The following is a 13,570-nucleotide window of genomic DNA, read 5'->3' as shown; positions in this document are numbered from 1 at the left end:
GCTCATTGGAAGGTCGGGGTCCGGCGCACGCGAATCGCGTGCGCCGGCTTGGAGGAGGACGGCAGGATAGAACCATGAAAACGAAGATCATCGGCAGATATGTTGCGGTATCGCTGGCCATGTTCGGAGCGGCAGCGTCGAGCGCGTACGGTTACGAGTTTACGACAGGAATCAACGATCTCACGGGCTCGTGGGTGACCAACCTGACGGCAGGCGCGGGGATCCGGACCAAGAACCCGAGTTGCTCGCTTACGGGCGATCCCAATTCCGAGGGTTGCGGCGCGGCGGCCAACACCAATCAATGGGGATTCGGCGACAACGGCGACCTGAATTACCGTAAAGGACAGGCCTTCAGTACCTACGTGAGCGCGACCAGCGAGCTGCTGATGAAGATGCCGAGCGCCGGTCTCAAGTTCATGATCCGCGGCACGGGGATGTACGACTTCCTCGCGAAAGACACTGCGAGAACGCCACTGTCGAGCACCGCATCGGCGCAGGTCGTCTACGATGCGCAACTGCTTGATCTGTGGGGCCAGAAGGATTTCGCGATCGGCGGGCGGTCCGCTCACGTGCGACTGGGCAACCAGGTGATCAACTGGGGCGAGAGCCTGTTCGCACAGGGCGGCATCAATGCCACGAACTCGCTCGATATCCAGAAGCTGCTGGTACCGGGTTCGCAACTCAAGCAGGCGCTGCTTCCCGCACCGATGGTGAGCTTCGCCGCCGATCTTTCGCATGGATTCAGTACTGAGGACTACTACCAGTTCAATTGGAATGGCAATCGCTATCCGCCCGTCGGATCTTACTGGTCAACGACGAACAGCCTGGGCCGCGGAACGCAGCCGCTCACGATCAGCACGACCAACCTCAACGTGGCGGGTCCCAGTGCGGGGACGATTGCCGGTTCGAATAGCGGCAACCAGAATGTGCTCGACGGAATCAACAACGGTCTCGTCAATGGCGGATTCGCCGGGCCGCCCTTCTTCGATATCGGTCTTCCGGTCAACTGGCAGGCGCCGTCGAAGTACAAGCCGCAGTTCGGCTTCAAGTTCAACTATGCGCCGCGCTCCTTCGGTGCGAACTTCGCGTTCTACTACATCAACTATACCGACAAGTCCCCTGTGCTTTCGTCACTGGCCAACGGGACGGAGCAGTGGTCGTATCTGCAGAACCGGCAACTGTTCGGTGTGAGCGCGAATTTCGGGCTGGGCGACTGGGCGATCGGCACGGAGCTTTCGTACCGGCCTCATGACGCCGTGGCGCTGTCGAGCTGCTATGGCGCTGGTGGTGCGCCCGATCTGAACACCAATGGTGTGCCAGGCATCAACTGCCAGCAGTGGGCCGACATGAAGAAGTTTCAGTACGACATCAACGGCATCCTCGCCCTCACGCGCAGCGAGTACCCGTTTCTCAAGCTGATCGGCGCGGATTCGGCGACGCTGAGCGCGGAGCTGACGTGGATCTACTACCCGGGCCTGAGTTCGAGCGGCATCACGCGCACGATCAACGGACAGGCGGTAACGCAGTTGCCGCAGGCGGGCTACCTTCCCTGGCTGAACAACAACTCGAGTCTCGGCTATCCGATCGGGATGGCGCAAGGCACGTCGAGCTCCGTGGGTGCAACAGTTGATTTCAACTGGACCTATGACGGCACGCTGATTCACGGCTGGCAGGTGACGCCAGGTATCACCTTCGCCGGTGGACTCTACGGCTATACGCCGACACTCAACGCGAACTATCTGCAGGGCGCGAAGTCGCTGAACCTCTACGTGCTGTTCAACCAGAACCCGACCACCTGGCAGGCGGGCATCAACTACACGCTGTTCTGGGGAGGCCACAACACGGTCGGCCAGCCATATGCGGACCGGAACTTCGTCGGGATGTTCGTCACCCGGAACTTCTGATGGCCCGATGCCGTGGGCCTTTGAATCACCTGAGGGAAGAATACCGTGTTAAATCGCCTGGTTAATAGTCTGGAAAGGGTGTGCTTCGGCCACCGGATCGCCGTGCTCGTGACGATCGGTGTGTTTACTGCCGTCATGGCCGTGTTCGCGGTGCAGCTGCGCATGGACGCTGGTTTCGAGAAACAGATGCCGATCGGCCACGAATACATCCAGACCTTCCAGAAGTACCGCTCCGACCTGCTCGGTGCGAACCGGATCACCTTCGTCGTGCGGGCCCGCAAGGGTTCGATCTGGACGAAGGATGGGCTTACGCGCCTGTACCAGGTAACCCAGGCCGTCACGTATCTGCCGAACGTGGACCGCATCGGCGTGCAGTCGCTCTGGACGCCGAACGCCTACGTGAACGAAATCACCGACGAAGGCTTCCGCGCCGAGCCGATCATCTCCGGCAGGATCACGCCTGCCCAGCTCACGCCCGACGTCGTCGCGGCGATCCGCCGCGCGACCACGTTGGGTGGCTACGTCGGCACGCTTGTCTCGCACAACGAGGACAGCGCGATGATCACGGCCGAGATCAACGAGCGGGATCGCAACGGCAAGGTGCTCGACTACGTGGCATTCAACCATCAGCTCGAAGCACAGATCCGCAAGCCGTTCGAGGATGCGGGCTATGAAATCCAGATCATCGGCTTCGCCAAGCAGATCGGCGATATCGCCGATGGCGCGACGGCAGTGCTCGGCTTCTGCGGTATCGCGCTCCTGCTCACTGCGCTCGCCGTCTACTGGTATTGCCATTCGGTCCGCTTCACGGTGCTGCTGATTTCGTGCTCGCTGACGTCGCTCGTCTGGCAGTTCGGCACGCTCAGGCTGCTGGGCTTCGGTCTCGATCCGCTGGCCGTGCTGGTCCCGTTCCTGGTGTTTGCGATCGGCGTCTCGCATGGCGTGCAGCAGGTCAACTTCATCGTGCGCGAGATTGCGCACGGCAACAGCTCGTTCGATGCGGCCCGTCACAGCTTCAGCGGTCTCCTGATTCCCGGTGTGCTGGCGCTCGTCACCGCGTTCGTTTCGTTCATCACGCTACTGCTAATACCGATTCCGATGGTGCGTGAGCTGGCGATCACGGCATCGCTCGGTGTCGGCTACAAGATCGTGACGAACCTCGTGCTGCTGCCCGTCGCGGCTTCGTGCTTCAACTTCACGAAGGCCTATGCCGACAATGCGCTTAAGCGCAGCGAACGGCGCTCATCGTGGCTGCGCGGGCTGGCGCGGATCGCCCGGCCGAGGTATGCGGGTGTCACCGTGGCGTTGACACTGGCAGTGTTCGCACTCGCTGCATGGCAAAGCCGCGACCGCGTGATCGGCACGCTCCAGCCGGGCGCGCCCGAACTGCGTGCGGACGCGCGCTTCAACCGCGATGCTACCTCGATCGCCAACAGCTATGACATCGGTCTCGACTGGCTCACGGTCGCAATCGAGTCGGACGGCAAGGCCTGCGACAACCCGGCCGCCGGACTGTATGAAGACGACCTGACGAGCGCGATGCGCAGCGAGCCGGGCGTCGTGTCGGTGCAGTCGTATTCGGCGATGCTGCGCCGCTACAACCAGGGTTACAACGAAGACTACCCGAGGATGAATGTCGTGCCGATCGACCCTGAAAACTACGGCGCGGTCTCGGTCGACGCCGGCCGGGTAAAGGGATTCATGAAAGGCAACTGTGGGATGACGGCAGTGCATCTTTTTCTGACCGATCACAAGGCCACGACGATCAGCCGGATTCTCAATGACGTGAAGCAGTACCGCGTATCCCACGTCTTTCCTGGTATCAACGTGCGTCTCGCGGCGGGCAATGCGGGCGTGCTTGCCGCGACCAACGAAGAGGTGGCGCGCAGTGAGTTGCCCATGATGCTTTACGTCTACGCGGCCATCCTGATCCTCGTGTTCCTGGCCTACCGCGACTGGCGCGCAATGCTGGCCTGCTGTCTGCCGCTGACGGTTGCCACCTTTATCGGTTATTGGTTCATGAAGGAATTGAAGATCGGCCTGACGGTCGCCACTCTGCCCGTCATGGTGCTGGCCGTCGGTATTGGCGTGGATTACGCGTTCTACATCTACAACCGGCTGCAGGTGCATCTGGCTCACTGCCAGGACATTGTGAAGGCCGTTCAGCACGCGATGCTGGAAGTGGGCGTCGCAACGATCTTCACGGCGATCACGCTGGCCATTGGCGTGGCAACGTGGAGTTTCTCGGCGCTGAAGTTCCAGGCGGACATGGGCAAGCTGCTGGCGTTCATGTTCCTCGTGAATCTGCTGATGGCGATGACCGCGCTTCCCGCACTGGCATCGGTACTGGAGCGCTGGTTCCCGCGTCGCAAGCCGGCGCGCGCGGCCGGTCTGTTCAGCCACTGATGCCCGCGAGTACCCAATAACTGAGGCCCAGCCATGATCAAGACGCTTGTTGCCTGTACCGCGCTCTGCGCGTCCATCACCGCGTTCGCACAACCGCCGGGAACGGTCGCAACGTGGGCCGCGATGCCGGCTCATTCCTGGACCGCTCCGTCACACATGATGCTGATGGACGCCACGCGCGCCGGCAGTCGCATGGTCGCCGTGGGCGAGCACGGCGTGATTCTTCTTTCGGACGATGACGGACACAGCTGGCGGCAGGCGCGTCAGGTGCCGGTGTCGGCGACCCTCTCGGCCGTCACCTTCATCGATGCAGAACACGGCTGGGCCGTCGGGCAATGGGGCGTGATCCTCGCGACCCGAAACGGCGGCGAAACCTGGGAGAAGCAGCGCATCGACATTTCGGTCGACCAGCCGCTGTTTTCCGTGCTCTTCACCAATGAGCAGGACGGGATAGCGGTGGGTCTGTGGTCACTGATGCTCACGACCCATGACGGCGGCAGGACGTGGGCCCGAACGACCTTGCCGAAGCCGCCGGGAGGCGGGAAAGCGGACCGCAATCTGTACCACGTCTTTGCCGACCGCAAGGGCGGGCTTTATATCTCCGCTGAACAGGGGACGGTGCTCAAATCGAGCGACGGCGGCGCGAATTGGACCTACCTTCCGACGGGTGGCAAGGGCACGCTGTGGACGGGTGTGGCGCTACCTGACGGGCGGCTCGTCGTTGGTGGCTTGCTCGGCAGTCTGTTCGAAAGCCGCGATGGCGGGTCGACGTGGGCGGCGCTGAACTCGGGCACGAAGAGTTCAATCACCGATCTCGTGGCGACGCGAAGCGGATTCTTGGGTGTCGGACTCGATGGCCTTGTGTTCCGGCAACACGAGGGGAGCGCGTCGTTCGAGGTTCATCAGCGCGACGATCGCGCTACGCTCACCGCCGCATTGATCGATGGCGCCGGCAAACCCGTGTTGTTTTCGCAGGACGGGGTGCTGACGGTCCGTTGAGAAACGCCAGTCGCTACCTTGTTAGATCGTTCTCCTTAAGAGCGGGGAATTAAAAGGAGAAGCAATGAAACTGAATTGGGCATCAAAGATGGATCGGAAGCGTAAGCCGGATACACAGACCCGGCGCCAGCTTCTACGCGTCACGGCGATAAGCGCGGCGTCACTTGCGACCGGCGGTGTGTCGCTGGCACAGACCGCCGCAACGACCGCAACGAAGCCTATGAACGGCGACATTCTGGACGTCGCAATCATCGGCGCGGGTCTTGCCGGATTGACCGCGGGCCGTGACCTCAAACTGGCCGGATGCGATTCGTTCGTCGTGCTCGAGGCGCGCGACCGCGTCGGCGGACGCACGTATAACCATGACCTTGGACAAGGCGTCGTTTCCGAAGCCGGAGGGCAGTGGATCGGTCCCGGCCAGACCGCGATCTTCGATCTGGCACGTCAACTGGAGATCGATACGTTTCCGAGCTGGTACGCGGGCAAGACCGTCGTGATGGCGCAGGGCGCTACGGTGGCCCAGGATTTTCAAGGGGGCACTGGGGGTGACGACACGATCGGTAACCGGCTTGCCGAACTGTCGCGCGGCGTGCCGTCCGGGGCGCCGTGGAACGCGCCGCATCTGGCGGAACTGGACAAGCTCTCTTACGGCGAGTGGCTGTTGCAGCAGGGCGTGAAATACGAGGACGGCTACTTTCTCGCGCTAGCCGCGAAGCTGACCACGGGCGGTGCGCCAGCGCAACTGGGTCTGCTGCACTACCTATCGATGATCAACAGTGCAAGCTGCAACTACACGCAACTCGAAGCGTTCAAGGGCGGCGCGCAGGAAACGCGCATCGTCGGCGGCTCGCAGCGTCTGAGTATCAAGATGGCCGAACAAGTCGGCGACAAGGTCAGGCTGTCCTCGCCGGTGCGCAAGATCGCCGGCTGGGATCGCGATGTTGTCGAACTGCATACCGATCAGGGCGTGGTCAAGGCGCGCCGCGTGATCGTTGCGATAAATCCTGCCCTGTGCAATCAGGTGGTTTTCGATCCGCCGTTGCCCGGCGGCCGGGCGCAGCTACAGCAGAACTGGCCCACAAACGCCCCCATGCGCAAGACGGTACACGTCTACGACAAACCGTTCTGGCGCGACGCCGGTTACTGCGGAACGATCTTCCAGGTCGGTGGCCCGGTTTTCATGGCGTACGACAACTCGCCCCCCGATGCGTCGCTCGGCGTGATCGCCGCATTCGTCGCGCCGGGGATGTTGCCCAACGATCCCACGACGGCTGAAAGAACGCTTTCGGCCACGTTTGCGAAGGCATTCGGCGACCGCGCGCTGCATCCGACGCAATTCCACGACTACGACTGGGGCCGGGTCGATCCATGGACCCTGCATTGCATCAATCCCATGCCACCGGGCTTCTGGTCGAAGTGGGGCAAGTATCTGCATCCCGAAGTGGGCCGCCTGATCTGGTCAGGGACCGAAACCGCCGACATCTGGGCCGGCGCGATGGATGGCGCCGTGCGTTCGGGTCACCGCGCAGCCTTGCAGGCGCTGGCCGGTTTCACTCAACGCGGCGAGGTGGCGTGAATGAAACGGGCATGGATCGTAAGCGCAGTCGTCGTGCTGGCAGGCGTCGTGGGTGTGGGAGCGCTCTACGGGCGCGAATACCTCGACGGCATGCATTTCGAAAAATCGATGAGCGAAATCGACAAAACGGAAGTGGTCAACGGCGGCCCCTGGCCGCAGCCGCAGGAGACCTGTGTCTTCTGCCACGGTGCGCACGGCCAGTCCGTCAACGCCTGGTATCCGGCGCTGTCTGGACAACCCGAGGCTTATCTCGTTGCCCAGTTGCACGCGTTTGCCGGCGGGCAACGACTCAACCCCTACATGGGGGCGATTGCGAGGGGGCTTACGGGCGAGCAGATCAAGTCGCTGGCTGCTTATTTCGCGCGGCAGACGCCGTCCCAAAGCGAAGCGGTGCACGCCCAGACAGCGCTCGAAAAGCAGGGCATGGCGCTCGTAGCGGCGAAAAGCTGCCAGGCCTGCCACGGGGCTGCGTTCATGGGCCAGGGTGCCGTGCCGCGTCTGGCAGGCCAGGGCGAAGCCTATCTCGCGACGCAGCTTGCTGCGTTCAAGGCGGGCGAACGTCGTGACCCGAGCGGCGCAATGAACGGGATGGCGGCCGCATTGTCCGGCGAAGACATCCACGCGGTAGCCAGCTACCTCGCGGGCCTGAGGCCTGGGGGCAGCCCCGCAGGCGTGCAATAGCCGCATTGGCGTAGCGCGGCAGGAGTCGGGAAGAGACAGGAAATACCCTGTCTTTTTTAGCTTTACGTATTTTGTAACATGAACTATGTTTTGTATTGTGTTCTATAAAATGGACGTGCATTATCGCAGTATCGTCCGACGGCGGGGTTCGCCAGCCGCCGAAGACAATCCAGGCATTTAGCCGACTCGACATTCGACCAATCAAGCTTCAGGAGACAAGCATGGCAAAGCATCCCGTCGTCGTTTATGGCGCAAGCGGTTATACCGGCATGTTGATCATGGACTGGCTCATCGACCAGGACATTCCCTTTACGGCGGTCGCACGTAATGCGAAGCGCACGCAGGACATGATGGCGCAGCGTGTCGTGCGCCTCGAATCGGCGAACTACGAAGTCATCGAAGCCGAGCACACCGTGGATTCGCTCGTGAATGCCTTTCGCGGTGCCAAGGTCGTGTGCAACACGGTCGGGCCGTTCTTCAACTTCGGCCTCACCGCTGTTGAAGCGGCGCTCAAGGCTGGCTGCCACTACCTCGACACTACTGGCGAGCAGCACTTTATCCGCCAGGTTCGCGAGCAGTTTGGCGAGCAGTTCCGGCAGGCCGGGCTGCTGGTGTCGCCCTCGAATGCCTACATGTACACATTCGCCGAAATCGCCGCCGAACTGGCACTCGAAACGCCCGGTATAGACGCGCTGGAGACGGCCACGCTCACGCGCGGCCCGCGCGGCGCCGGCGCTGGTGTGAGCGTGGGCTCCACTGCGACCATCTTCGAAGGCTACCGCCAGGAATCATCCTATCTGTGGGAAAAGAGGCTGGTGCCGCATGACAGGCACGCATCGTTCAGTGTTGCCTCCCCCGATTTCCTGCAGCCTGTGTTCGCGTTGCCGTGGGGCGGTACGTCGTTGCCGGTGTATTTCGAGCACGATCCGCGCGTGCGCAGCTGCGTTTCCTGCGTAGGCTTCTACGACAACAACGCGATGCAGATGGTGCACGCGCTCGGACAGAAGTGGGATGCCGAGTACGCGCACCTGCCGCGCGAGCAGCAGGATGTGGTGCTCAAGCAGCTCGTCGATTCGACCACGCCGGCCATGCCGCCACGCGAACGCACGTCGCTTCATCGCACGGTTGACTTCGCGATCGGCCGCGGCCAGCTCTCGGCCGTTCGCGCGACCGTGCACGGCATCACGCCATACATCGCGACCGGCGCTATCCAGACGGCCGCAGCCATCAAGCTGCTCGACGGCGAGGCCGCGAAGGTGGGCTTTGCCTCGGGCTCGAAGGCATTCGGGCATCGCTATCTGCTCGGATTCCTCGAGCAGCGCGGGCTCGCGCGCGCCACCGTCACGCAGCTGTAAGCGCCGCGAGCGCGCAGTTTCGGTACAGGTTCAGGACAGATTCAAGGAAACATGGGACATGGCAATCATTGACTTCTTCGACCGCGGTTGGCGCCTCAACCCCAACGGCGTGGCCTACATCCAGGACGAGCGCAGCTATTCGTTCGATGAGGTGCGCACGCTGTCGTGTCGCGTCGCCAACGGCCTGCTCGCCGCCGGCTTCGAAAAGGAAGCGAAGGCAGCGGTCTGGGCCGATAACGACGTCACCGCATGGACCTGCACGCTGGGGCTGTGGCGTGCGGGCGTGGTATGGATCCCGGTGAACGGGCGCAGCGCACCGCAGGAGAACGAGTACCTTCTCGACGCGTTCGATTGCGAAGCGCTGTTCTTCCATCAGGCGTTCGCGCCGGCGATTGAAGCGCTGCGTCCGAGCCTCCCCAAGGTCAGGCTCTGGATCTGTATCGATGCCAACCTGCCATGGGCGCCGTCGCTCGAGACATGGAGCGCGGCGCAACCCGTGACCGAGCCGCGTGTCGATTACGACATGGACGACATCGTGACACTTTCGGGCACGGGCGGCACGACGGGCTTGCCCAAGGGGGTGATGAACACCCATCGTGCGTTTCAGACCTACTTCGCGCAATTCATGATGGCGTTTCCGTATGGTGTGGAGCGGCCGGTGAATCTTGCCGCGGCGCCCATGACCCATACCGCGGGGATGCTCTCGCTGCCATGCACCGCGCGCGGCGGCACCGTGGTCGTGCTGCCCAAGCCGGAGCCGGGCCTGCTTCTCGCGGCGATCGCGAAGCATCGGGTCACGGAGTTCTTCCTTCCGCCGACGGTCATCTATCGCCTGCTCGATATTCCCGGCATCGCGGCCCAGGATTTTTCGTCACTCAAGTGCTTTTTGTATGGCGCTGCACCGATGTCGGTGGAGAAACTCAAGCGCGCGATCGAGGTGTTCGGGCCCGTCATGGCGGGCGGCTACGGTCAGACGGAAGCTCCAGCGTCGATCTCCTATCTCACTCCGGCCGAGCACTTCGTGGACGGCAAGCTTGCGCCGCAAGAACGGCTCTCCTCGGTTGGCCGCCCCAATCCGCTCGTACGCGTTGAAATCATGAACGATAGCGGGGAGATTCTGCCTCGAGGCTTGACCGGTGAAATCTGCGTGCGCGGCGACCTCGTGATGAAGGGCTACTACAAGGCGCCCGACAAGACAGCGGAGACCGTCGTCGATGGATGGCTGCATACGGGCGATATCGGTCATCTCGACTCTGAAGGGTACCTGCACATTACCGACCGCAAGAAGGACATGATCATCAGCGGCGGCTTCAACGTCTATCCGAGCGAGGTCGAGCAGGTCATCTGGGCGCATCCAGCAGTGCAGGATTGCGCGGTGATCGGCGTACCCGACGAAAAGTGGGGCGAAGCCGTGAAGGCAGTGGTGGAGCTCAACGCCGGTCAGAGCGTCAGTGCTGAGGAGCTCGTGGCGTTGTGCAAGGAAAAGCTCGGGTCGGTCAAAGCACCGAAGAGCGTGGACTTCATCCGCGCGTTGCCGCGCAGCCAAGCCGGCAAAGTGCTGAAGAAGGACCTGCGGGAGGAGTACTGGAAAGGCGTAAGCCGCCGGATCTGAGTCAGCCACGCAGGAACAAAACACCATGAGCGATATTTACATTGCCGGCATTGCAATGACCGTGTTCGGCAGGCACTTTGAACGCAGCATTGAGGATCTCGCGGGCGAAGCACTGCGCGGAGCGTTGAAGGATGCAGGTTGCGACGCCGCGGCGATCGGCGCGGCTTTCTATGCCGGCATCACCAACGGGCCGCTGCAGGGCCAGCTGTCAATTCCGGGGCAGGTCGTGTTCAGCAAGATCGGGATTGACGGCATTCCGGTCTACAACGTGGAAAACGCCTGCGCATCTGGCAGCACAGCGGTGCATCTCGCGGCCCAGTCGCTCAGGTCGGGCGCCTGCGATGTCGCGCTCGCGCTCGGCGCGGAAAAGATGAACGTGCCGGACAAGGCGAAGTCATTCGCCCTGTTCGAGGCGGGCTGGGACGTGTCACGCGTCGACGAGAACTTCGCCAGCCTGATGAAGCTTGGCGAAGGCGTCGAGCCACCGCCCGGATCGGAGTCCGATCGGCCCTATAGCCGCTTCATGTCGGTCTATGCCGCGCTGTGCCGGTATCACATGAAGACATACGGCACCACGCAACGACAGATCGCCGCCGTGTCGTCGAAGAACCATCTGCATTCGGTGCATAACCCATATTCGCAGTTTCGCCAGGCGTTCACGATCGAGGAGGTCCTTGCGGCGCCGCCGATCACCTATCCGATCACGCTGCCCATGTGCGCGCCGGTTTCAGACGGTGCGGCGGCGGCGATCCTGTGTACCGGGGAGGGCTTGCGGCGCATCGGCGCCGACCGCAGCCGCTGCATCCGGGTTGCAGCGAGCGTCGTGCGCAGCTTCACACATCGACGCGTCGACGAGCCGGAGAAGAACATCGGCCGCGTTGCGGCGCTGCAGGCCTACGACCAGGCGAGCCTCGGCCCCGAGGACATGGATGTCGCCGAAGTGCACGACGCGTCGGCGATGGGGGAAATCATCCAGGCCGAAAACCTGCAACTGGTCCCGCCCGGTCAGGGCGGTCCCGCCGCCGAGCGCGGCGAGTTCACCCTCGGCGGGCGCATTCCCATCAATACATCGGGCGGGCTCGAATCGAAGGGGCATCCGCTGGGTGCCACAGGAATCGGTCAGCTTTACGAACTGGTTGCTCAACTGCGTGGAGAAGCGGGCGCGCGCCAGGTGCCGGGTGCGCACCACGCGATTCAGGAAAACGGCGGCGGTTTTCAGGGCATCGAAGAGGCGGCGCTTGCCGTCCACATTCTGAGCAAGACTTGATGGAGCATGCATGAGCGAGACAACGGAAGCACAAGCAGGACAACAGGACGGCTCGCGTTCCGGAGTGAGCCGCCGCACCTTCATCAAGGGTGCGGCGGCAGCGGCCGTGGTGGTGCCGGCGGTGGCGGCTACGCAATGCTCGCGCGTCGAATCGCCCGGCCCTGTGGAGGAGGCCAAAATGACTGCTGACCTGGAGAAGTACCGTGCGCTCGGCGGTTGGGTAGAAAGACCAGGCGACATGCAGCCTGAACTCGCGGGCGACGTGAGTGCAGATGTGGTCATCGTCGGCGCCGGTTTTGCGGGGCTTTCGGCTGCACTGGAACTGGTCAGGCACGGAGCGAAAGTGGTCGTGCTCGAGCGCGAATTTGCCGGCTTTGGTGCAAGTGGACGCAACGCGGGCTATCTGGCTGGCGCGCTCGCGCTCGAATACGATCTTTTTCTCAAGAGCGTAGGTAACGAGAAAGGGAAGGAGATCGTCCGCTACTACGAGGACGCCGTTCCCTTCGTAGAGGGGAAGCTCAGAGAGTACGAGATCGACTGCGACTACAACCAGACTGGCATTATCCGTGCGGGCATTGATCCCGCACAGGAGGAGAAGGTGCGCGAGGACATGCGAACCGGCGCCGGGTTGGGCTTTCAGTCGGAGTTTCTCGACCACGCCGAGATGCGTGCGCGTGGCATTCCGCCGGCGTTTTTATTCGGCAATTACGTGCCGCGCGGCGGCACGCTCCACCCCGGCAAATACGTGATGGGGCTCAGGCGCGCGGCGTTGCGAGCAGGCGTGAAGATCTACGAGAACACGCCGCTGCTGTCTTACACCGAGGGGCCGGTCATCAAGGTGCAAACACCGCGCGGCAGCGCGAGCGCGCCGGCGCTGATGCTGGCCACCAACGCCTATACGCCGCAGCTCGGCCTGCTCGCGGACAAGGTTGTACCGCTACGTGTCTCGGCGATCGAGACCGAACCGCTCTCCGACACCCAGCGCAAGGCGTTGGGTTGGCCGCGACGCGAAGGCATCGTGACGGCACACTGGACCATGGAGAGCCATCGCCTGACCGTCAATAACACGCTCGTGGTGACGACGAAGCGTATCCATTACCCATACGGCTCCAAGACGCCGAACGTGCCCGACTATGAGTCGTATCGCGAGCTGCGCGCGGCCCTGCATGACCGCTTCCCGTCCCTCAAGGGCATCGCGCTGCGGGCATGCTGGAGTGGCTATATCAGCCTGGCCAATGACGCGCTGCCGGTTGTTGGAGCCACGGGGGCGCATCGGAACATCTTCTACAGTGCCGGGTGCTCCGGACATGGCGTGGCCGCGCAGTCCATGGTGGGCAACATGATTGCCGGGCGGATTCGTGGCATCGAAAATCCGCTCCTTTCGGCGCTCGATCACAAGACGCCATCTACGCTGCCCGAACCGCTGCGATGGTGCGTCGTAAATGCGGCGTTAGGCGTGGTGAACGCGCTCGACGACCGCGTGAACAGCAAGGCGCGCGCCGCGCAAGCGCTGCGAGCGTAACGCGCATCAAGGTATGGGACGGCTCCGGCGAACGTGCCTCGACCATGCAAAATCGGGGCATTGTGCGAGCGGCTCGGTGATCGGCTACTGCGGTTGTAGGTGATGAAGAGCGGGTGCGAACGCTGCAGCAGGCCCGGCCATGCGGATGGAGTTTCAGCCTGGTGTAAGGTATAGTCATGTTTACCTAGGAAGCGGTTCGTGTGACCGCATTGCCTCTACCCGGCGAGGCGTCTACCTCACTCAAGGCG

General features: G+C 62.7%; 9 protein-coding genes. All 9 read left to right on the top strand.

Features of this window, described 5'->3' with window-relative positions; translation table 11 throughout:
* The first annotated feature begins 74 nt into the window (after positions 1–74).
* Positions 75–1,904 carry a DUF1302 domain-containing protein gene (locus SB822_RS28830; protein WP_410856171.1) on the top strand — a complete coding sequence of 610 codons (1,830 nt, stop codon included), beginning with the start codon at positions 75–77 and terminating at the stop codon, positions 1,902–1,904.
* 45 nt (positions 1,905–1,949) lie between these two features.
* Entirely contained in the window at positions 1,950–4,310 is a 2,361-nt protein-coding gene (locus tag SB822_RS28825) for an efflux RND transporter permease subunit (protein ID WP_410856170.1), read from the top strand.
* Positions 4,311–4,343: 33 nt separating this feature from the next.
* Positions 4,344–5,309, top strand: coding sequence for a WD40/YVTN/BNR-like repeat-containing protein (locus SB822_RS28820; protein WP_410856169.1), 966 nt, complete (start codon positions 4,344–4,346; stop codon positions 5,307–5,309).
* Positions 5,310–5,397: 88 nt separating this feature from the next.
* Positions 5,398–6,885 carry a flavin monoamine oxidase family protein gene (locus SB822_RS28815; RefSeq protein ID WP_410856216.1) on the top strand — a complete coding sequence of 496 codons (1,488 nt, stop codon included), beginning with the start codon at positions 5,398–5,400 and terminating at the stop codon, positions 6,883–6,885.
* Complete coding sequence (locus SB822_RS28810) at positions 6,886–7,566, top strand: c-type cytochrome (RefSeq protein ID WP_410856168.1); 681 nt, start codon at positions 6,886–6,888, stop codon at positions 7,564–7,566.
* A gap of 221 nt (positions 7,567–7,787) precedes the next feature.
* Positions 7,788–8,921, top strand: a complete 1,134-nt coding sequence (locus SB822_RS28805) for a saccharopine dehydrogenase family protein (protein ID WP_042305823.1) — start codon at positions 7,788–7,790, stop codon at positions 8,919–8,921.
* Positions 8,922–8,979: 58 nt separating this feature from the next.
* Positions 8,980–10,533, top strand: coding sequence for an AMP-binding protein (locus SB822_RS28800; RefSeq protein ID WP_042305822.1), 1,554 nt, complete (start codon positions 8,980–8,982; stop codon positions 10,531–10,533).
* Positions 10,534–10,558: 25 nt separating this feature from the next.
* Positions 10,559–11,800, top strand: a complete 1,242-nt coding sequence (locus SB822_RS28795; RefSeq protein WP_410856167.1) for a thiolase family protein — start codon at positions 10,559–10,561, stop codon at positions 11,798–11,800.
* A 178-nt stretch (positions 11,801–11,978) separates the two neighbouring features.
* A complete protein-coding gene (locus SB822_RS28790; RefSeq protein ID WP_410856215.1) occupies positions 11,979–13,322 on the top strand; it encodes an NAD(P)/FAD-dependent oxidoreductase in 1,344 nt (447 codons plus the stop codon).
* Positions 13,323–13,570 lie beyond the last annotated feature (248 nt).

This window comes from Paraburkholderia sp. SIMBA_054 (assembly GCF_046534875.1).
GTDB classification, from domain to species: Bacteria; Pseudomonadota; Gammaproteobacteria; order Burkholderiales; family Burkholderiaceae; genus Paraburkholderia; species Paraburkholderia hospita.
This window is presented reverse-complemented; position numbering and strand designations above follow the sequence as displayed.